Consider the following 255-nt stretch of genomic DNA (forward strand, 5'->3'; position numbering starts at 1 on the left):
TCTGTATGTCGCCGGCATCCTTCGGTAAGCCGCCTTGCCACTCAGGAATCGAGCCGTCAGCATTGCCTGCTTTCTCGGCACCTAGCGGAGTCAATGAGCTTCCCAGCCGAGCAGCTTGTTCTTCTGGGACAGCGGCAAAAGCAGGGGTGGAAAGAGCGCAGCAGAGCGCCACACTCGATGCGAGTCTGGTTAGAGTGATCATCAGTTTGACCTTTAAAAATTGGCGCCGACGGTGACGGACAGGAAGTCGCGGTC

General features: G+C 57.3%; 1 pseudogene. It reads right to left on the reverse strand.

Features of this window, described 5'->3' with window-relative positions:
• Positions 1-202: pseudogene (locus tag IB232_RS23640) on the reverse strand (DUF1329 domain-containing protein); the annotation flags it as partial.
• Positions 203-255 lie beyond the last annotated feature (53 nt).

The organism is Pseudomonas sp. PDM15 (assembly GCF_014851565.1).
GTDB lineage: Bacteria > Pseudomonadota > Gammaproteobacteria > Pseudomonadales > Pseudomonadaceae > Aquipseudomonas.